This is a genomic window from Ruegeria sp. CJ6, assembly GCF_056536665.1.
Map to the genome: position 1 here is coordinate 1 of NZ_JBQFQB010000003.1, position 20,207 is coordinate 20,207.

The window sequence follows — 20,207 nt, forward strand, 5'->3', positions numbered from 1 at the left end:
CATCAAACGGCCCTGCATGTCAACCAGACAAACCAATACCGTATCAATCTCGCCAGACGAAACCTCAGCCTTCAAATGCTCAAATGTCAGCATGCAATACCTCTGTGATATGCGAGAATTTTCGACGAAAATTCTTTGTCCCTGTAACGACCGGCCCGCGAAAGAACGGGCCGGTCAAGTATTTTATCCGTAACGATAGGGCCGCCCGGCCTTGAGCATTTCGGCGTTGTAGCGCTTGAAGATATCCACGACCTTTGCCTTGGTCTCGGATTCCGCAGCAATTTCGTCCCAGAACTTAACAGCAGCTTCTTCAACCGTCGCCCACTCTTCATCCGGGATGGTCGTCAATTGCATCTTGGTACCGTTAACCCGCAGGTTGGCTTCGCCGCCCCAATACCACCACTGGCGGTAGTAGTGCGACTGGTCACAGCAGACCTTGAACAGAGTTTGCAGGTCTTCCGGCAGCTCGTTCCAGCGATCCATATTGGCAAAGAAGTGACCGGCCCAGGCCCCCGAAATGTTGTTGGTTAGGAAGTAGTTAGTCACATCCGCCCAACCCACGGTGTAGTCTTCGGTGATGCCCGACCAGGCAATACCGTCCAACTCGCCGGTTTGAACTGCAACTTCTATGTCTTCCCACGGCAGTGTGACGGGTACCACGCCAAACTGGCTGAGGAACCGGCCTGCTGTCGGGAAGGTGAAGATGCGTTTGCCCTTCATATCCTCCAGCGAATTGATCGGATCCTTGGTCGCAAAGTGACACGGATCCCACGCGCCGGCGCTGATGTGTTTAACGCCAACCTTCGAATACTCTTCGTCCCAGATTTCGTTCAAGCCCCACTGGTTGAACAGCACCGGCACGTCCAGCGAATAGCGCGAAGCGAACGGGAAGTAGCCGCCGAAAACAGTGACTTCGGTGGGCGAGGCCATCGAGTCATCATCCGATTGAACCGCGTCGATGGTTCCCTTCTGCATAGCGCGGAACAGCTCTCCGGTCGGGACCAGTTGATCGGCGTAGAATAGCTCGATCTGCATACGGTCACCGGCGATCTGGTTGAACATCTTAATAGCCGGGTCGATCACATGCTCGGCCAGTGCAGGACCGGCATATGTCTGCATCCGCCATGTGATCGTGCTTTGCGCCAGTGCAGGCGTTGCCAAAGGTGCCGCCGCAACCCCTACCCCCGCAGTTTTCAGAAACTTACGTCTTGTCGTCATGTCAATTTCCTCTCCGTTTAAGTTTGGGTGCCCGTGTGTCGGGCCTTCTGGTTAATTTCCGTAAACATACCCGGGCAGCCACAAGGCGATCTCGGGGAATATCATGATTATTGCGAGCGCCAGGATCATCACCCCGACAAAGGGCACGATTGAGCGGTAGATGTCGCGCAGGCTGATTTCTGGCGGAGCCATTGCGCGCATCAGGAACAAGTTGTAGCCGAAAGGCGGCGTCATATACGCGATCTGGGTGGTGATGGTGTAAAGTACACCGTACCAGATCAGATCGAAGCCAAGCGCCCCCACGAGCGGCACATAGAGTGGCGCCACGATGACGAGCATTGCGGTATCGTCCAGGAACGTGCCCATGATGATAAAGCTGAGCTGCATCAGGATCAGGATCAGCCACGGTGACAGCCCCAACTGCTCGGTGAACAGGTTCTCGATGGCCTTGACCGCGCCCAGCCCGTCAAACACCGCGCCGAAGCCCAGCGCCGCAAGGATGATCCACATGAACATGCACGAGATAGCCAGTGTTTGCTTGGTACAATCCTCGAAAATCTTCCACGTCATCCGACGCTTGAGGACCGACGCTACAAGCGCCGCCAACGCTCCGATGGCCGAACTTTCTACCAATGAGGTCCAACCGTTCACGAACGGCAGCATCATCGCAGCGAAAATCATCAATGGCAGTGCCCCGGCCCAGAGCAGACGGAGTTTCTCGGACCTCGGGACCTCGTGCGCGTCTTCCATCGCTGGTCCCAGATGCGGTTGAAGCCGGCAACGAATCCAGATGTAGAGGATGAACAAAGACGCCATCAGCAGCCCCGGCACAATGCCTGCCAGCCAAAGTTGACCGACGGGTTGCCGCGCGATCATGGCATAAAGCACCAGAACTACCGAGGGCGGCACAAGGATGCCCAAGCTCGACCCGGCCTGAATGACCCCCGTCACCATGGTCTTGTCGTATCCGCGCCGCAGCAGTTCAGGCAGCGCAATCGTCGCCCCGATGGCCATACCGGCCACACTAAGCCCGTTCATGGCCGAGACCAGCACCATCAGGCCGATGGTGCCGATGGCAAGCCCACCGTTCACCGGCCCCATCCAGACGTGGAACATGCGATAGAGGTCATCGGCCAGACGACTTTCGCTCAGGACATAGCCCATGAAGATGAACATCGGCAGGGTCAGCAGCGGGTACCATTTCATCAGCTTCATCGCCGCCGAAAACGGAATATCCTGCCCGCCTGTCCCCCAGAGCGCCAGTGCCGCAATGGCTGCGACGGCACCAATTGCACCAAAGACGCGCTGCCCGGTGAACAGCATCAGCATCATCGAAGCGAACATGAAGATTGCGATAAATTCCTGGCTCATGCCCGCGCTGCCCCGATCTCTTGCCCGTTGATCCGCGCAATGTCTTTGAAAAATTCTGATATCGCCTGCAGCAGCATCAGGAAGAAGCCGAAGACCATGATCGCCTTGACCGGCCAGATGTATGGCCGCCACGCAGTGGAGGATCGTTCTAGCCGTCCGACTTCTTCGCTGCCGGTCAGAAGGCTTGTGAAATAGGCGACAGGGTCATCACCCCAATAGCCCAGGCTGTACGCCGTGGATCCAAGCCCACCGTAGAACAGTACACCCAGATAAAGGATCAGCAGCAGTACCGTGAAGGCATCGAACCAGGCTTTCCGGCGATGGCTCCAATTATGATAAAACAGATCCATTCGCACGTTCGAACCCAGTTGGATCGAATACGGCCCCCCCATGATGTAATAAGTCACCATCGCAAACTGCGCCATTTCTAGCGTCCAGAGCGAAGGCAGAAAGAAGGTCTTCGAGATCGAGGACCACAGCAGGATGCCCATCATCACGAACAGGCCCCACATCATGACCCGCCCGATCCGGTAGTTCACCGCATCGACTACACGCACATATGCTGACATTGCCTTGATCATTCGCCCACCCCGCTACAGAACGGAGCAATGGTACGATTGATCCACGGGGCCAGACAATCGGCCATGACCCGCTGCTGCTCGGCTGTCTGAATCAGATCATTCCGGATCTCGATCATGACGTTTAACAATCCGTTGGGCGCTGCGTGAAGATCCAAAGTGTGCGCCACCCCGTCTGCCGCCGAATAGGGTTCGTTCAATCGAGTAACCAGGGGCAGCTCGTGCGCGGCGCTGGCCAACATCGCCTTGGCAAAGCGGGCGTCCTGGCCATGCAGCAAACCAAGCTCAACATCGCGCGGTGTTCCGCGGTATATCGGCGTGAAACTATGAACCGTCACCATGAGTTTTAGCGTGCGGTGATGACGGATCAGAACATCCTCTAGCCCTTGGCAAAACGGCACGTATACGCCTTCAATCCGCTGCTGACGCGCATTGGCGCTCAGTTCAAGGTTCGCCGGGATCGGTGTGTCTTCACTGCATTCCGGCATAGCATCGGGGGCTTCGGGAGGGCGGTTGCAGTCATAAACCAGCCTCGACACCCCGCCATGCACCAGCACGCCGTTCAACTGCTGGGCCAGTGCCTGTGCAACCGGCAGCGCGCCCGGGTCCCACGCGATATGGCTGCGCAGTGCCTCGGCACTTAGCCCCATGTCCCCCAGTCCGTCCGGGATACGATGCGAGGCGTGTTCGCACACCACCACAACCGAAGGCTCTTCCGGCGCGTCGTCGATGTGAACGACGGGACCGAAATCAGGCTGAGCAGAGGTGAGAGTGGCGCTACGTGATTCCATTTGGAAAAAATTCCACAGAGGTTCTTAACCTGTCAATAAATTTCCTGTATAAAATTCCCCAAGTCAGATTGCATTGTCAAATTTTCCACATAAACATGGGTAGAAAGGGAAAGGAGTATTCCGTGCGAGTGACAGAAAGGCTCCTTGCGCATCGCGAAATGATGACACCGACCGAGCGGCAGTTGGTCAACGTGCTGCTGGATGATTACCCCATGGCAGGGCTTGGCAGCATTACCGAGCTGGCCAGTATCGCCTCGGTTTCCACCGCCACGGTTGCGCGGATGCTTCAGAAAACCGGCTTTGATGGCTATCCGCAGTTTCAGTCCGCGATACGTAGCGAAGTGAAAGAGATGATCTCGGGGCCCGTCGCCAAACGGGATGTCTGGCAGAATGACTTACCTGAAGAACACATTCTCAACCGCTACTCCCGCCAAGCGCTTGAGAACCAGCGGCGTTCGATTGATGAGGTCGACCCGGATGAGTTTGACAGTTTCTGCCGTATGCTTTGCGATCCCAAACGGCGTGTTTTCATCACCGGCGGACGCATAACCGGGACCCTGGCGCAATATCTCTACCTCCACCTGCAGATGATCCGTCCTGATGTGAAGCTGCTGTCAGATGCAGCGTCGTGGACTCACGATCTGCTCGAAGTGCGCGAAGGCGACGTGCTGGTGGCCTTGGATGTGCGGCGTTATGAGAACACTACTTTGTTGATCGGGCAGCTTTGCCATGAACGCGGGGCCGAGGTTGTCCTGCTGACGGATCAATGGCGATCCCCCATCCACCGGCTGGCGAAACACACCTTTGCGGTAAGGATCGCAGTGCCTTCGGCATGGGATTCCATGACTTCGCTAATGGTGCTATTGGAATGCGCCATTGCCGAAATGCAGGAACGTCTCTGGGACAGTGTCAAGCAGCGCACGGACGAGTTAGAGCAGGCCTTTGACCGGACGAAGCTGTTTCGCAAGTTCGGCCAAAGCTCGGGGTCCTGACGTCAGGTAGCGACGTTTCATAAGGTACAACTGCGCGTGAACCCTGTTGTCAGACGCTGCGCAGACCGTACACTCCGGCGTATGACATTCATCGCTGAAAACCAATTACCTCTGCTGATACTGGCCTTTATGATCGGCCTGTTTGGCACAGGATTTCTGTTCCGCAAACCTGCAGGGCATCGGGCGTGGAAACTGGCGGATCTGGTCTGGGTCGTATTGGGTGGGATCGGTGCGCTGGTCGCCGTGTTGGCCGGGCTTTACACCTCGGACAGTTCGCGGCTGGACCGGCAGATCGACGTTGCTTATGCCGCCACGCTTGCATTCGACCGTGATGCCGCGCGGTTTCGGCTGAGGTTCTGTGACCCCGCTTACGACCCGGATACAGCTGTTTTGTGCGAAAAGGTAGAGTTTCTGTCCGCCTCAACCGCAAGCAATGCCGATTTACCGTTGTTCATCGCGGTCACGAACGAAGTAGCCCCGCTTCAAGGCCTGCATTTTCTATTCGGCCGCACGTCGAGTGATGACATGGATGAGGCCCGCGAGATGGCCGCGAAAGCGGATGCCTTCAGCATCGATCAATTTCTCGTCTTCACATCTCTGGACGATGATACACAAACCGCAATTGACAACATGCGGCGCAAGGTGCCTGCGATTGCCGGTGATTATCTGATCCTGGCCCAAAGCTATGACGATCTGATCGAACAGGTCGGCAAGCTCAAGGATGAATGGGAATATCTGCAGGCGAATGCGCATATTTTGGTACTGCAGATCATCGCCCTATGTCTGGTAAGTTTTGCTGCACCGTTCCGTCTGGGCAAATCCATCGTTGAACTGCGCACCGCCTTCAACGCCGATACGACTGCGCCAGCAGATGCGGATCAGCCCCCAGAAAGTACCGCGCCAGAGTCCAAAGGTTCCGCGCGCCCCGCCGAAACCAACCCTGACGGATATAGCGTTCCGCACTCGTAACCGCGTCTGCTTTCAACAGCACCGGGCGCGGCAAAGCGCGGATCAAGGCGACATCCTCCATCAGTGGCTGATCTGGGAATCCTCCGACAGAGTCATAAGCCCTGCGACGCACCAACAGCCCCTGATCGCCGTAGGGCAACCCAAACACTCTGCTACGCAGGTTGGCCCAACCAGCAACCCAGCGGGCACCAATCCCACTGACGCGAAACCGCAATCGGAAGGCTGCTGGCCTGTGCGAACGCAGATGCTCTGCCACGATGGCGCTCCAGCCTGACTGCAACTCGGTGTCGGCATGCAGGATCAGCAGCCAGTCGCCAGATGCTTTGGCACACCCCCTTTGCAACTGCCCTCCCCTTGACGCCGGACCTGTTACGATCATGGCTCCGGCTTCATCCGCCATCTCAAGTGTTGGGTCCTCTGAGCCGCCATCGGTCACGATTAACTCTCGGATCAGGCCCGAATGAAGCCCTTCCATCAAAGCCTGCAGCGTTCCCGGCAGGGAATGCCCCGCGTTAAGGGTCGGAATCACAATGCTGATCGGGGCGGACACGTCTGAAACCCTCTGGTCATGGCGGCGCGATTTCCTATATCACGAAGCCAGACGAATTGACGAGGATCAACCCATGTCCAATCGCCGCATTCTGCGCCTGACCGGCAACGATACTGATAGCTTTCTGCAGGGGCTGATCACAAATGACGTGCAGCGGCTGGACGACGGGCTGGTCTACGCCGCCCTTCTGACTCCGCAGGGCAAGTACCTGGCTGACTTCTTTCTCAAACGAGACGGTGAGTCGGTGCTGCTGGATGTGGCCGAAGTGCTGGCCGACGGGCTTGCCAAACGACTGACGATGTACAAGCTGCGTGCAGATGTGACCATCGACCAGACCGACCTGAACGTACAACGCGGCACCGACCCCGCGCCCGAAGGCGCCCTACCCGACCCGCGGCATCCTGATCTGGGATGGCGCGCTTATTCTACCGCTCCGGAAGGTGATGATGGTACGGACTGGGATGCTATCCGCGTCCGTCACTGTATCCCCGAAACCAGCATCGAACTGACGCCAGACAGCTATATTCTTGAGTCCGGGTTCGAGGCGCTGAATGGCTTGGACTTCAAGAAGGGCTGCTATGTCGGACAAGAGGTCACCGCGCGCATGAAGCACAAGACTGAGTTGCGCAAAGGTCTGCGCGTTGTCGAGATCGCGGGCACCGCTCCGGTCGGGACCGAGATTCACTCCAGTGGTAAACCCGCCGGGGTGTTGTTTACACAGTCTGGCGGAAAGGCGATCGCATACCTTCGGCTGGATCGCGCGGGGGACGAGATGCAGGCAGGTGGCGCGACGCTAAAACTGCCAGGTTGATTTTGTTGCTGAACCGGCACGCCCAATCTTTTGAAACTGTTTGCGTATTTGACGCGGCCGGGCCGCGCGGTATCACTGACTGCAATTGGCCTAACGGGATACGTGCATGTTTCGCCTCTATACCGCGATATGGCGTGTCAGCGCCGGACGGCAAATCATCCTTATTCTGCTGTCATTGGCGGTGGCTGCGCTGGCGGCTGCTCCGCTTGAGTTCCAGCGCGACATCGTCAATCACCTGACATCTGATAGCATCGAAGTGGATCGCCTGCTGTTGCTGGGCGCTGGGATGATGGGCGTCATCCTGTTGAGCCTTACGTTGAAATGGGTGCTCGGGTATCGCTCTGGAACGCTGGGCGAGGACATCATCCGACTGATCCGGGGACGGTTGCTTGCCCGATCAATCGATCTCAGCGAAGAGGGGCAAGACCTTCGTTCGGGCACGATGACAACGGCCGTATCCGCTGAGGCGGAAGAGCTGGGTAAGTTCGCAGGCGGTGCATTTTCTGACCCCGTGGTGCAAATCGGCACATTGATCAGCGTAATCGGCTACATCTCTTCCACCCAACCGGGGCTGGGCTTGATCGCACTTTCCATGATCGTTCCGCAGATTATTATCGTTCTGGCCTCTCAGCGAAAAGTGAACATCTTCGTGGCCGAGCGTGTTCGAATCCTGCGCAGCGCGACCGACCGCTTGACGCACGAGGATATTGAGGCGGCATCGCGAGCGATTGAGAAACAGTTCGACGAGATATTCGAGACCCGCCGCAAGATGTTCATCTGGAAACTCTCGGCCAAGTTCCTGCTGAGTGTCATCAATGGCGCAGGGACTGTTGGGATTCTGATGCTGGGCGGCTGGCTGGTGTTGCAGGGTAAAACCGATGTCGGCACCGTCGTGGCCGCGATAAGCGGTCTCGGACGCATTCAAGGCCCGACCGCTTTCTTGATCGCGTTCTACCGACAGGTCAGCGCCAATCGCATCAAGTACGAACTGATGCTGGAGCTGTTTGGAGATCATCCCGAGCGCTATCGCATTCGGACCTAATAAAGGGCCGCAGAGCGACCCTTTTGCACCGAACCATCGTCCGCTTACGCGCGTTCGGAATATTCCATGGTCTCGGTATTCACTACGATCATCTCATCCTGCCCGATAAAAGGTGGCACCATGACCTTGACGCCATTGTCCAGAACCGCTGGCTTAAACGAGTTCGCCGCAGTTTGACCCTTCACAACCGGCTCGGTCTCGACGATCTTGCAAGTCACTTTTTGGGGCAGCGTGGCGTTCAGCGCCTCGCTTTCATAAAACTCCACTACGATGGTCATGCCGTCCTGCAGAAACGGGCGGCGCTCACCCAGCAGTTCCGAAGGCAGTTCGATCTGCTCGTAGGTCTCGGAATCCATGAACACCAGCATGCCATCGGATTCGTACAGGAACTGCTGATCCTTCTGCTCAAGGCGCACGCGTTCGACCTTGTCGGCCGAACGGAAGCGTTCGTTCAGCTTTGAGCCATTGCGCAGGTTGCGCAGCTCGACCTGGGCAAAAGCACCGCCTTTGCCGGGCTTTACGTGATCCACTTTGACCGCCGCCCACAGTCCGTCATTATGCTCAAGCACATTGCCGGGGCGAATTTCGTTCCCATTTATCTTGGGCATGACTTAAATCCTTCACAAACGGTTGATGCGTCAGTTCTCGTCCCTATATCTGGCGTGACCACACCTGACAAGACAACGAAACCTAGTGCTGCACCTGCAGCGAGCCATGCAAATGACGCAACGCAACTATGCATTTTAGGTGTATCCGAATCGCATGTAATAGGTCATAAGGACCGTCACGCCGAAAATTGCAAGAGCAAGAAAAACAGGAAAGACGAGATGAGAGATTTCGTTGACGGCACTGCCTTTAACAACGAACAAGGCAATCGTGCACGCAAACTTTTCGCAGCCGTTGTACTGGCTGCTCTGGATGATGCCATCGCCGACGACAAGAAGTATGGCAACGGACCGGAACAAATTGCCCGTTGGGCACGTTCGCGCGATGGGCGCGAAGTACTATCGTGCGCCGGCATCGACCCCAATGAGCGGGTTGTAGGCGGGCTGATGGAATTTGTTGGTCGCGGCGTACGGACGTCTGTCGCCCTGTCCCGCGAAGAAAGCGAACGCCGGAATGCGGCTCAGCAGGCCGAAGCTGCCTGATTGTTCCCCGCATCCGATCGAAAAAACGCGCCCTGACATCGGGGCGCGTTTTTCTTTGGGCTGATTGGTCAGATCAAAAATACATGATCCATTGCCACGCCACCCAAAGCTCGGCCGCCAGTAACAGCGCAAAGAACAGTTTTGCCGAAACCGACAGGCCGCGCTGCCAAAGCACCACATAGGCGGCAATGCAAATCGTCACTGAGATCGGCGCGATCCAAGCCGCATGATGTGTGCTGTCCCAATAGCTGATCGGACTGTGAAAGACCCATGAACTGATCGGCCAGAACTGTGGTCGGCCATCGCCTGCGTGCAATAAGAAATCCATCACCAAATGAAGTATCCCTGCGGATGCGCCAATAGTCAGCAGGTGCCAGCCGCGCCACAGCCCGAGTGCAAGTGCCACTCCCCACAAAATGAACGAGTTATCGATGGCGAATACGGTTTGCCACGCGGGTGAAAAGTAAAGCTGATCAAACACCACCTGTGCCGGGATGTTCAGGATGTGCAGCGAAACGCCGGCCATCAGGTATAGCGACAAATCCGGCAACAAGGACCCAAACAGAGCTGCCCATAGCGTCGCGCCCCGGGCCGGGCGCGCAAAAACAGCAGCACCGATCAAAAGATGCGCAGGCGTATTCATATGGGGCTTTTCCTTTGGCCTTAAATCAGGTCATCTGCGCCCGAGCATAGGAGACAGGCCATGGCGCGGTCCATCATGATTCAAGGCACCGGCAGCAATGTCGGCAAATCGGTTTTGGTGGCCGGGTTGGCCCGCGCCTATACGCGACGCGGGTTGCGCGTGGCTCCGTTCAAGCCGCAGAACATGTCGAACAACGCCGCTGTTACGGGAAACGGCGGCGAAATCGGGCGCGCGCAAGCCCTGCAGGCGCGGGCGGCCAAACGACCGACGCATACGGATATGAACCCAATCCTGCTCAAACCCGAAACTGATACCGGCGCGCAGATCATTCTTCAGGGCCAGCGCGCAGGTACAATGAAGGCGGGCGATTATCGCAAGGACAAGTCTAAGCTGCTGGGGGCGGCTCTGGAAAGCTTTGAAAGGCTTTGCAGCGACGCTGATCTGGTGTTGATCGAAGGCGCGGGTAGTCCGGCAGAAACTAACCTGCGCAAGGGTGACATCGCCAATATGGGATTTGCTTGTGCCGCACAGGTTCCGGTGGTTCTGGTGGGCGACATTCATCGGGGTGGCGTGATCGCTCAGATCGTGGGGACGCAAGCCGTCTTGGAGGCCGGGGACCTTGCGATGATCCGGGGCTTTGCGATTAACCGCTTCAAGGGCGATGTCTCCCTGTTCGATGAAGGGCGCGACGATATCGCATCCCGGACCGGCTGGCCCTGTATGGGCGTGGTGCCCTGGTTCCATGACGCATGGAAGCTGCCGGCAGAAGATATGATGGACATCCGCTCTCATGCCGGAGGGGCATGCAAGATCGCTGTGCCTCAGCTTGAGCGGATGGCCAATTTCGACGATCTCGACCCGCTTTCCGCCGAACCGGGCGTTACGGTCGAGATCATCCCAGCAGGCCGCCCCCTGCCCGGAGATGCCGATCTGGTGCTGTTGCCGGGCAGCAAGTCTACAATCGGCGATCTGGCCTATTTCCGGGCGCAGGGTTGGGATATCGACCTTTATGCCCATGTCCGCCGCGGGGGTCATGTTCTGGGCCTGTGCGGGGGTTATCAGATGCTGGGCAAAACCATCTCGGACCCCGATGGCGTCGATGGACGCCCCGGTCGGGTCGAAGGGCTGGGATTGCTGGATGTCAGCACGACAATGGCCGGAGAAAAGCAGGTTATCCTGCGCTCAGCAACCGCCCTGCCCGGTCATGAACCCGTCAGCGGATATGAGATCCACATGGGCCGTACTGATGGCCCGGATTGCGCTCGGGCCTGGCTGCAGATCGAAGGTCGCCCGGAAGGTGCCGCCAGCGCCAATGGGCGCATACGCGGCAGCTATCTGCATGGGATTTTCACCTCGGACACGTTTCGCGCCAGCTATCTGGCAAAGCTGGGCGTGACATCGGAAACAGCTTATGAAGACGGCGTCGAACAAGTGCTGGACGACCTTGCCGACCATCTGGAACAGCATATGGATCTGGATCTGCTTCTCGCGATGGCGCAGACGCCACGCACCAGTTAAGCCTCAGTCAATATCCGCTGCGGCGATCGCCCGCGTGATCTCACGCCGAACCATCTTGCGCAGGTTTTTCGTGATCCGTTCGCCCAGCGCGCCCTGCAGCTCTTCCCGGACGATCTGGGCGACGAGTTCGCGCAATTCCTCTTCTCCGATTGTCACATCGGTCGGCTTCTGTGCCATATCTTCCACCACCTCCGGGTCGCGAATAAATGTGGCTTCGGATTTTGGTTCAGCCGCCTGAGACTGCGCAAAAGCTCTGTCTGCCGGCCATTCAACAGCCTGCGTCTTGGTGCCAGAGTAGTCGTCATCGCTCTCGCCATCGGGCTCCCACTGATCCTCGGTGCGCGCGATAGCAGCTTCCAAAGCTTCAATCTTGGCGCTGAGGCTTCCCGCTAGGTCGCGCTTTGGTGCGTCTGCCTTGGCGTCGACATCACCAGCGCGCACAATATCGCTGGGTTGCAGCCGCATCGGTTCGGCAGGGTTGCTTGGCGCATTTGCGGCCTGCTTTGGGGTACTGTCACCCGCGCTATGCTGGGGCATCAGTTTCAAGGGCGCGGCCTTCTTGGCGATCAGCGGTTCATTGCTGACGCGCAGCGCATCCGTTAAAACCAATCGGCCCGGCTTAGCAGCCGGGGCCGTCGGAACAAAGATGAATTCTGATTCGTCATGCGCGTCCTCGTCGACCATTCGCTTAACCGACGAAAGAACGTCCTGAATATTGGCGCTTACAACACGATCTGACATTATTTTCTACCGCTCTAACCTAGCCCCGATTGTAGCCAATCTGAGCCAGCGCCACAACAGGTAGCGATGCCCTTTAATCGCGGCGCAATGCCTTGAGCACTCGATCCAGATCGCGGCTTTGCTTACTGACCTGCGACGGCGCCTTTTTCACGAGGTTGTAATACAGGGTCGGATCATAGATCTGCACTGCAAGACCCAAACGCTCTGCCGTCAACAGCCCCTGGGCCTGCAGCAGTTCATATGCCGCCCGAGACCGCTCGGTCCGGGATGCTACCTCGGCCAATTGCGCGTCCAGCAAATCCTGCTGGGCATTCAGGACGTCCAAGGTCGTCCGTGCACCCAACGTTGCTTCTTCACGAATACCGTCAAACGCCACCTGCGAAGCACGAACCCGTTCCGTTGACGCCCGCAGGCTTGCAGTTGCCGCCTGAAACGCAGCATAGCGATCGGCAACACCTTGTGTGATGTCTTTCTGAACGTTCAGAAGGTTGGCACGCGACGCATCACGAGTTGCCATCGCACGACGCACCGCTGCCGCCAGACCGCCACCAGAATAGATCGGCTGATTGAAGTTCAGTGAGATTGTCGCATCGTTGATGTAATCGTCATTGTCGTAGCTCTCGGTAATGCCCGCATCCGCATTCAGGCTGACATTCGGACCCAGATTTGCACGCTGCTGCTGCACGATCAGGTCCAGCGCACGCACCTGATGCTGTGCGGAAAGAATCGCAGGGTGGTTACGCTGAGCCAAATTCACCGCATCCGCCTCTGAACGCGGCAGGTTGGGCAGCCTTGGCTGGCCAGCCGTCCGCCCAGGTGTCTTGCCAACGGCGTTTACGTATTCAGCCTGAGCAATGCTCAGGTTACCACGTGCGACCGCCAAATCAGCCTGAGAGCTGGCCAATTGTGCCTCGGACAGGGCAACGTCTGTACGAGTAACCTCACCTACTTCAAAGCGATCCTGCGATGCGCGCAGTTCTTCCGCCGACACTTCCACGTTGTTCTGGCGGATCGCAACCGTCTCTTCCTGCAGCAGAACACCCAGATAGGCGTTCGCGGCTCTGATCAGGATTTGTTGTTCAATATCAATAAGAGACTGACGGGTGGATAGCACAGTTTCCTGCGCCGATTGCTTGCCAAGGATGGAAGCGCCACCGTCATAGATCAACTGGCTCAGCGTGAGACCGGAAAAAAAGCTCGAGGGTTCGCGCGTCGTGATCAAGCTGCTTGTATTGGTGCGCGTGTAATCCCGGCTCACCCGCACGGTCCAGTTGATGATCGGACGCAGCGCTGAGAGCGCAATGGCGACATCTTCATCCGCTGCGCGTAACAAGGCACGGTTCTGCTCAAGCAGGCCGCTGGTGTTATACGCGCCGATGAATGCATCGGTCAGATTATCTGCCCAAACCGACCTTCCGGGCATCACACTTAATGCAACACCAGCAGCCAAAGTCAGGCCTTTGACCAGCTTTCCTGTCGTCGTCCCGCGCATAACTAAGTCCTCTCAAATCGAAATTACGCAACCACCAGCGCAGTTTGCGCCGGTGTTTTCAAGTAATCAAGGCATCAAAATACTTCTATTGCCAACTATAGCGAAAATGCACACTCAGCGCAAAATGCGGGCAAAATCGGTGCGCTAGCATTGAATGCAAATCGCCACGAGACACGGCCTGAGGACTTGAGACCCATACGAACCGTGCCAAGATCACCCTCCATGAACAGGCAAATGATCCGGCCCCCATCCTTGAGTTGATCCAGCAAAGTGTCTGAAAGCTGCTCGACCCCACCCTGAATCATGATCACATCGTAGGGTCCATGCTCAACCGCGCCTTGTTCAAGCGGTCCTTCATGAACAATAGCGTTGTCTACGTCAGCTTCCATCAGAAGCGTCTGAGCTTCAGCTGCCAATGCCGGGTCGGATTCCACGGCCACAACCAACTCTGCCATTCGCGCGGCAATTGCGGTTGAGTAACCCAGCCCCGGAGCGATATCCAGCACCACTTCATCATTGGAAATGTTGACTGCGTCCAACATCTTAGCCAGCGTCCTGGGCTCAAGCAGACAACGTCCATCACCCAACTCGACCAGATCACCAACATAGGCTGCCTCACGTTGCGCATCCGGCACGAAATTTTCGCGCGCAACGCTCAGCATCGCATCAATGATAGGGAACTTGGTCACATCCGAGGGCCTGACCTGAGTATCAACCATCGTAAGGCGCCGGGCTGCGAAATCTGTCATGTGATCGCTCATTCCTTATCAGACTGTTATCTGGCTTTTGCCACATCCGCCTGCCTGCAGCAACGGGCCAGATTGCATTTCCGGGCGCGGCAAAAACGTACCATTGGGGTATTGTCAAATTTCCAAACAAGACAGAAATAATCGCCCTCAAGGCTATGGACGTTCATCCTGAAAGCTGATAGAACGCCCCTCACACCACGGCAAGTTATTGATATTGCTTAAAAAGGCGAGTTGGCGGAGTGGTGACGCAGCGGATTGCAAATCCGTGTACACCGGTTCGATTCCGGTACTCGCCTCCAATTCACTCTAGATCCTTGACTTAGGGCGATTACGTTGTCCGCCTTGTGCGCATTTTCCTGGAAAACGACAACACGCTACGCCAGTCCTACCTGCGCCAGCTGCGACGTCACTTCTCCCAAATTATCCAGCTCCTGTACTACGCAGTTCTAGACGGTGTTGGCTGAAAAGCGAAGGCGCTGGCGACAAACTATGTCGCTGTGTTTCAGAATCTGGATAAAAGGCATCCGAAGCCATGAGGAACGACAGGCGGCATAACTCAACTTCCATTGCGTAGATATGTCCAGCGATAGTGGGGCGGCGTAGGACCTTTGTTACGTCCGCCTTGCTGGGTCTGCTCCCAGGCATGGGCCAGAATACCGACCGACCGCGAAAGGCAAAACAAACCCCGTGCCAATGGAGGGGCAAAGCCTAGCTCTGCATAGATCACTGCCGTGACACCATCGATATTCATCGGCACCGGCTTGCCTTTCCGGCGCATCAGGTCGGTTTCCACGGCTTGCCCGACTTTCATGAACCGACCCTCGCAGGCGTCCTGTTCGACTGCATCAGCAACCAGGGCCATCAGCCGGGGTGCGCGCGGGTCCGTCGGTGTATGGAACCGATGCCCGAAACCCGGCAGTATCTTCCCGCGCTCGGCGATCCAGTCGTCCAATGCCTGTTCTGGGCCTTCGGCATGGGCGTCTACAAAGTGATAAAGCTCCATCGCCTGCTCGCCGGCACCACCATGGATTTCACCCAGCATATTAACAGCACTCGCCATCGCGTTGTTAAGAGACAGCCCGCAGGTCACCGCCATTCGCGCAGCCGCGATCGAAGGGGCTTGCGGGCCGTGATCCACGGCGGCGACCAAAGCGGCCTCGAACAATCGAGCCTGCGCAGGTGTCGGTCTGTCACCCCGCACCATCAACCAGATCATTTCAGCGAAACCCAGATTGCCGATCAGGTCTTGAATCGGCTGGCCACGCAGTTCAATGCGCCCGGGCTCCATATCGATGATGGCGGTGCGCCACCAATCGGCAACATCGCTCATATCACCCTCTCATGTCGCAACGTTTCGATCTCTGCGTCCGACAGTCCAAGCTCGGCCCAAATTGAGAGGTTGTCGGCCCCAAGATCCGGTGGTGCGGATCGTGGCATACGGCGTGCGCCATTAATGACCACTGGGCTGCCCGCAAGGCGTAAACTCTCTCCGTACGCCGACAGAGTTCCAATCAGCCCGCGACCTGAGAGTTGATCGTCGGACAAAGCCTGCGGCACCGTCATAACCGGCCCGGCCGGTACACCCAACGCATTCAACTCTTGGACCCAATCACTGGATGGACGGGTAGAAAGCGTGCGTTCCAGTTCTTGGCGCAATTCATGCCGGTTGGTCTTGCGATCCTCGCGGGTTAGGTAGTCCGGATGCGTCAAAAGGTCGGCGCGGCCCAGATGTTGGGCGAGCGCATGCCATTGTTCGTCGCGATTGGCGGCGATATTTATAGGGTTGTCGGATGTGGCGAAAGTTCCGGACGGGGCCGACGTTGTGTTTTCGTTCCCATGCGGCGCAGGAGTCACGCCACCGACCAGATAGTTGGACACCACCCACCCCATGGTCGAAACCACCGCCTCGCTCATTGCGACATCAAGGAATGCCCCGCGCGGGTTGGCATTCAAGGCCGCGCTTATGGCAAAGGCCGCCGTCATCCCGCCGACGGTATCTGCCAGAGGATAGCCAACCCGGTAAGGCGCGGTATCCGACGCACCTGTGATTGACATGACACCGCTGATCCCCTGCACGATCTGGTCATAGGCCGGGTCGTCCCGGCGTGGTCCATCCTGACCAAACCCGCTGATGGCACAATAAATCAGTCTGGGGTTCTCGGCGCGCAGAACCTGATACCCCAGCCCAAGCCGGTCCATCACGCCGGGCCGGAAGTTCTCGACCAGCACATCGGCAGTCTTGACCAGCCGCTTGAGCAGAGCCTTTCCCCGATCAGCCTTCATATCCAAAGTCACGGATTTCTTGTCTGCATTCTGCGCCAGAAAGCTGATGCCCATGCCGGCCTTGTTCCGATCAGGATCCGCCCCCAGCACACGGGCCAGATCTCCGCTGCCGGGGCGTTCGACCTTGATCACTTCGGCCCCCATCAGGGCCAGTTGGTAGCAACAATACGGCCCGGCCAGGACATTAGTCAGGTCAAGAACCCGGATGCCTGAAAGTGGCTCAGTCGCCATCGGCCACGCCTGCCGCTCGCGCCTTGGCGCGACGTGCGCGGTAACTGGGCAACAGCACCAGAAGGAGGGCAATCACCAACAGGCCCAGCGTCATCGGACGTTCCCAGATAAAGGCTATGCCGTCATACAGCTGCATGGAACGGGCGAAGTTATCCTCCATCATGCCGCCAAGGATGAAACCGATCAGCAGCGGTGCCAGAGGGTAATCGGCAAATTTCAGTGCTGTGGCGCAGACGCCGAAGCCGACCAATATCAGCAGTTCCGTGGCATTGTTCTGCCCGATATAGGCCCCCATGAGGGTGAAGAACAAAATGAACGGGATCAGATAGTTGCGCGGTACTGCAAGCACCTTGGCGATATAGGGGATCAACGGCAGGTTCAGGATCAGCAGCACCAGATTGCCAATGAACATCGACATGATGACAGCCCAGAATACCTGTGGCTCGTCGATCATCAGGCGCGGACCCGGTGTCACATTCAGCGCGATCAGGGCGCCCAACAAAATGGCCGTAGTTCCGGAACCTGGAATGCCGAGCGTCAGCAACGGAACAAAGGAACCGGTACAGGCAGCATTGTTAGCTGTCTCGGGTGCTGCCAGACCTTTGATCGAGCCTTTGCCGAACTCCTCCTGCTCTTCTTTCGGGGCAATATTGCGTTCAACCGCATAGCCAAGGAAACTGGCAATCGTTGCCCCTGCCCCCGGAAGCACACCGATAAAGAAACCCTGCACAGATTGGCGACCAACCACCGGAGCGATGGCCTTTGCCTCGGATCCTGTGATGCGCAGGTCCTTGATTTCGCCTTCGTCGCCTTGCAGGTCCTTGGGTTTGAGAACCAAAAACAGCGCTTCGGGCAGGGCAAACATCGCCATTGCAAGCGTGATGAAACCAAAGCCGGACTGCAGATCCATGATCCCCATCGTGAAACGCGGCAAGTTGAACAGCGCGCCCTCGCCGACAGTGGCCATGATCAGCCCGAGAATGGTCATGACAATTGCCTTGGCCACCTGCCCGGTTCCCGCAAAGGCGGCGATGGCGGATAGACCCACTACCATCAAGGCAAAGTACTCAGCCGAATGGAACAGCAGTGCGACCGAGGATAATGCAGGCGCAAAGACCATCAGCAGTAGCGCGCCTATCGTGCCCCCGGCGAAACTGGCGATAGCGGCAACTGTGAGCGCCTTCCCGGCTTTGCCCTGACGAGCCATCGGATAGCCGTCGAAGCTTGAGGCCACGGTTCCCGCGACCCCCGGCGCGTTCAGAAGAATGGAAGATGTCGAGCCACCAAAGATTGCGCCGTAATAGACACCGGCAAGCAGGATCAATGCGGCGGACGGATCGCCCATCGAAATGGCGACCGGAATCATGATGGCGATAATCGACATCGGCCCAAGACCGGGCAGCATGCCGATGAATGTACCAATCAGACAGCCCGCTATGACCATCAACAAGTTTTGGATGGAGAATGCCGTTTGTAGGCCGATCAACAATCCTTCAAGCATGTCAGCCTCCGAAAACGCCCGGCAAGGGTCGCATGTAGATGCCAAGAACCTCTTGCACGAGGTACCAGACTGAACCTGTAGCGATTATGGCAACCGGCAGCATGACGTGCCATTTGCGTTCGCCCAGAATGAAAGAACCGAGGATCAGGAACCCGGATGTCGAGATCAGAAATCCAACCGGACGCAGGCACAGCGCATAGGCAACCATCAAAGCCAGCAACAGCAGCGCCTGGCCCAAGTGATATTCGCCCAGCCTCCGATAATCGATATCAGCCTCTTTGGGCTCAGCCTTTTCAAATCCCAGCAGAATAATCGTTGTGGCAATTATCCCCAAAATCGACAGCACCTTGGGAAAGGTGCTCGGCCAAATGGGGTTGCGCTGCATGAAGGGGGGCAGACTGCCATCCATCGTGAACCAGGCGGTGTAGCCATATGTCAGGCATATGCCCAGCAAAACGAGCGCGATCCAGCGATCCAGCGCCATGTTTCCCCCTCCTTTGATTTATTGTTGGTTGAGGCAGAGCGGTTGCCCGCTCTGCCCGAGGTATCCTTACAGGAAACCCAACTTTTTCATCAGATCGCCGATCTGCTTTTCCTGCTGTTCCAGGAACGATTGGAAATCAGCACCCGAGTTGTGGATGTTCACCCAACCGTTACGGGCGCGGACCTCTTCCCATTCAGGTGTGTCATACATCTTGGCGATGGCTTCTTGATAAGCGACCAGCTTGTCCTCTGGCAGACCAGGAGCAGCAAAGAACCCACGCCAGTTCACGAAAGTTGTGTCGATGCCCTGCTCTTTCATGGTCTGCGCATCAGGGGCTGCATCCACGCGCTCTTCCGCGGTGACGCCAATGATCTTCACCTCACCCGCATTCGCCAGATCGACAGCCTCCGAGAAACCGGTCGACAGCGCGGCAATCTCACCGGACAGAAGCGCGGCCATCGCTTTGCCACCTGCATCATAGGGGATGTACTTCACGCCCAAAGCGTCCTTGCCTGCCGCTTCCATAACCATCGCCGCGACCAGATGGTCCATCCCACCCGGCACAGAACCACCGCCGATGGCCGTTGTACTTGGATCGGCGTCATACGCGGCTAGCAGGTCCGCCATTGAATTGATGGGGCTGTCTTTGCCCACAACAATCGCCGCGTAATCACCGATCGTGCCCGAGACCAGTGTCAGGTCGCGGAAATTGTGCGGGAACACTCCGGTCAGAGAGCGGATCACGATCGGGGTCGAGTTGACCATGAGCGTGCCGTGGTTGCTGTCGGCGTTTTCGATCAGATATCCGATGGCTTTACCACCGCCGCCGCCCGACATGTTTTCGTAGGATGCAGTTCCCACGAGACCCGCATTCGTCAGCGCCTCACCTGTGCCACGGGCAGTGCCGTCCCAGCCGCCCCCTGCGCCACCGGGGATCAGAAAGTGGATGCTATTTACGACCTCTTCAGCGAAAGTCGGTCCAGCCAGACCAATAGCGGTCACAGCCGCGATCAGGGCGCGACGGCCCAGTTTGATTGTCGTCATGAATTCCTCCCGTTTGACAACCGGCCGCAGTGCGGCTCAGATTATTCGAAA

20 protein-coding genes and 1 tRNA gene are annotated in these 20,207 nt (G+C 57.3%); 6 read left to right on the forward strand and 15 right to left on the reverse strand.

The genetic code is table 11. From position 1 onward, the window contains the following. Window positions 1-183 precede the first annotated feature (183 nt). From ACR0BT_RS09655 to ACR0BT_RS09670, 4 genes are read right to left on the reverse strand one after another with little or no spacing between them, the layout of a single operon-like run. Window positions 184-1,218, reverse strand: a complete 1,035-nt coding sequence (locus ACR0BT_RS09655; protein ID WP_170391784.1) for a TRAP transporter substrate-binding protein — start codon at window positions 1,216-1,218, stop codon at window positions 184-186. A gap of 51 nt (window positions 1,219-1,269) precedes the next feature. After that, on the reverse strand, window positions 1,270-2,589 hold the full coding sequence (locus tag ACR0BT_RS09660; protein ID WP_170391787.1) for a TRAP transporter large permease: 1,320 nt from the start codon (window positions 2,587-2,589) through the stop codon (window positions 1,270-1,272). Then, window positions 2,586-3,170 (reverse strand): TRAP transporter small permease subunit, encoded by a 585-nt coding sequence (locus tag ACR0BT_RS09665; protein ID WP_480763041.1) that lies wholly within the window; start codon window positions 3,168-3,170, stop codon window positions 2,586-2,588. The genes ACR0BT_RS09660 and ACR0BT_RS09665 overlap by 4 nt, the downstream gene beginning before the upstream one ends. Beyond that, complete coding sequence (locus tag ACR0BT_RS09670) at window positions 3,167-3,958, reverse strand: N-formylglutamate amidohydrolase (RefSeq protein WP_170420971.1); 792 nt, start codon at window positions 3,956-3,958, stop codon at window positions 3,167-3,169. The genes ACR0BT_RS09665 and ACR0BT_RS09670 overlap by 4 nt, the downstream gene beginning before the upstream one ends. Before the next feature lie 128 nt (window positions 3,959-4,086). On the opposite strand from ACR0BT_RS09670, the gene ACR0BT_RS09675 reads away from it, so the two are divergent. Next, entirely contained in the window at window positions 4,087-4,950 is an 864-nt protein-coding gene (locus ACR0BT_RS09675; protein WP_255611699.1) for a MurR/RpiR family transcriptional regulator, read from the forward strand. An 844-nt stretch (window positions 4,951-5,794) separates the two neighbouring features. On the opposite strand, the gene ACR0BT_RS09680 is transcribed toward ACR0BT_RS09675, so the two are convergent. Continuing rightward, complete coding sequence (locus tag ACR0BT_RS09680; protein ID WP_170609324.1) at window positions 5,795-6,469, reverse strand: TIGR04283 family arsenosugar biosynthesis glycosyltransferase; 675 nt, start codon at window positions 6,467-6,469, stop codon at window positions 5,795-5,797. Window positions 6,470-6,542: 73 nt separating this feature from the next. Here ACR0BT_RS09680 and ygfZ point away from each other — a divergent pair, with 73 nt between their 5' ends. Together ygfZ and ACR0BT_RS09690 are read left to right on the forward strand one after the other, a co-directional pair. Continuing rightward, window positions 6,543-7,280: a CAF17-like 4Fe-4S cluster assembly/insertion protein YgfZ gene (gene ygfZ, locus ACR0BT_RS09685; protein ID WP_480763043.1), complete on the forward strand. Its 738-nt coding sequence runs from the start codon at window positions 6,543-6,545 to the stop codon at window positions 7,278-7,280. A 106-nt stretch (window positions 7,281-7,386) separates the two neighbouring features. Beyond that, the gene (locus tag ACR0BT_RS09690) at window positions 7,387-8,322 is read left to right on the forward strand and encodes an ABC transporter transmembrane domain-containing protein (RefSeq protein WP_170391799.1); all 936 of its coding nucleotides are present in this window, start codon (window positions 7,387-7,389) and stop codon (window positions 8,320-8,322) included. Window positions 8,323-8,366: 44 nt separating this feature from the next. Here ACR0BT_RS09690 and efp read toward each other — a convergent pair whose 3' ends face one another. Beyond that, window positions 8,367-8,930: an elongation factor P gene (gene efp / locus ACR0BT_RS09695; protein ID WP_170391801.1), complete on the reverse strand. Its 564-nt coding sequence runs from the start codon at window positions 8,928-8,930 to the stop codon at window positions 8,367-8,369. A gap of 219 nt (window positions 8,931-9,149) precedes the next feature. Between efp and ACR0BT_RS09700 the strand changes: the two genes are divergently transcribed. After that, window positions 9,150-9,470 (forward strand): DUF6280 family protein, encoded by a 321-nt coding sequence (locus ACR0BT_RS09700; protein ID WP_008757056.1) that lies wholly within the window; start codon window positions 9,150-9,152, stop codon window positions 9,468-9,470. Between the two features lie 73 nt (window positions 9,471-9,543). Here the strand turns inward: ACR0BT_RS09700 and ACR0BT_RS09705 are convergent, their stop codons facing one another. Next, on the reverse strand, window positions 9,544-10,113 hold the full coding sequence (locus ACR0BT_RS09705; protein WP_170391803.1) for a cobalamin biosynthesis protein CobQ: 570 nt from the start codon (window positions 10,111-10,113) through the stop codon (window positions 9,544-9,546). Window positions 10,114-10,173: 60 nt separating this feature from the next. On the opposite strand from ACR0BT_RS09705, the gene ACR0BT_RS09710 reads away from it, so the two are divergent. Next, entirely contained in the window at window positions 10,174-11,631 is a 1,458-nt protein-coding gene (locus ACR0BT_RS09710) for a cobyric acid synthase (protein ID WP_480763045.1), read from the forward strand. Between the two features lie 3 nt (window positions 11,632-11,634). Here ACR0BT_RS09710 and ACR0BT_RS09715 read toward each other — a convergent pair whose 3' ends face one another. The 3 genes from ACR0BT_RS09715 to ACR0BT_RS09725 all read right to left on the reverse strand — a co-directional run bounded on the left by ACR0BT_RS09715 (window position 11,635) and on the right by ACR0BT_RS09725 (window position 14,613). Beyond that, on the reverse strand, window positions 11,635-12,372 hold the full coding sequence (locus tag ACR0BT_RS09715; RefSeq protein WP_170401189.1) for a hypothetical protein: 738 nt from the start codon (window positions 12,370-12,372) through the stop codon (window positions 11,635-11,637). A 73-nt stretch (window positions 12,373-12,445) separates the two neighbouring features. Beyond that, window positions 12,446-13,864, reverse strand: coding sequence for a TolC family outer membrane protein (locus ACR0BT_RS09720; protein ID WP_170391809.1), 1,419 nt, complete (start codon window positions 13,862-13,864; stop codon window positions 12,446-12,448). Between the two features lie 95 nt (window positions 13,865-13,959). After that, a complete protein-coding gene (locus ACR0BT_RS09725; RefSeq protein ID WP_170401191.1) occupies window positions 13,960-14,613 on the reverse strand; it encodes a protein-L-isoaspartate O-methyltransferase family protein in 654 nt (217 codons plus the stop codon). 225 nt (window positions 14,614-14,838) lie between these two features. Between ACR0BT_RS09725 and ACR0BT_RS09730 the strand changes: the two genes are divergently transcribed. Further along, window positions 14,839-14,912 (forward strand) — tRNA-Cys (locus ACR0BT_RS09730). Window positions 14,913-15,169: 257 nt separating this feature from the next. Here the strand turns inward: ACR0BT_RS09730 and ACR0BT_RS09735 are convergent. From ACR0BT_RS09735 to ACR0BT_RS09755, 5 genes are all read right to left on the reverse strand, one after another. Continuing rightward, entirely contained in the window at window positions 15,170-15,943 is a 774-nt protein-coding gene (locus ACR0BT_RS09735) for a citryl-CoA lyase (RefSeq protein WP_480763046.1), read from the reverse strand. Continuing rightward, a complete protein-coding gene (locus ACR0BT_RS09740) occupies window positions 15,940-17,127 on the reverse strand; it encodes a CoA transferase (protein ID WP_170391817.1) in 1,188 nt (395 codons plus the stop codon). Before ACR0BT_RS09740 ends, ACR0BT_RS09735 begins: the two co-directional genes overlap by 4 nt. Next, on the reverse strand, window positions 17,117-18,628 hold the full coding sequence (locus ACR0BT_RS09745) for a tripartite tricarboxylate transporter permease (protein ID WP_170391820.1): 1,512 nt from the start codon (window positions 18,626-18,628) through the stop codon (window positions 17,117-17,119). The genes ACR0BT_RS09740 and ACR0BT_RS09745 overlap by 11 nt, the downstream gene beginning before the upstream one ends. A 1-nt stretch (window position 18,629) precedes the next feature. Beyond that, window positions 18,630-19,112, reverse strand: a complete 483-nt coding sequence (locus ACR0BT_RS09750) for a tripartite tricarboxylate transporter TctB family protein (RefSeq protein WP_170391822.1) — start codon at window positions 19,110-19,112, stop codon at window positions 18,630-18,632. 66 nt (window positions 19,113-19,178) lie between these two features. Beyond that, the gene (locus ACR0BT_RS09755) at window positions 19,179-20,156 is read right to left on the reverse strand and encodes a tripartite tricarboxylate transporter substrate binding protein (protein WP_480763047.1); all 978 of its coding nucleotides are present in this window, start codon (window positions 20,154-20,156) and stop codon (window positions 19,179-19,181) included. Window positions 20,157-20,207: the final 51 nt, after the last annotated feature.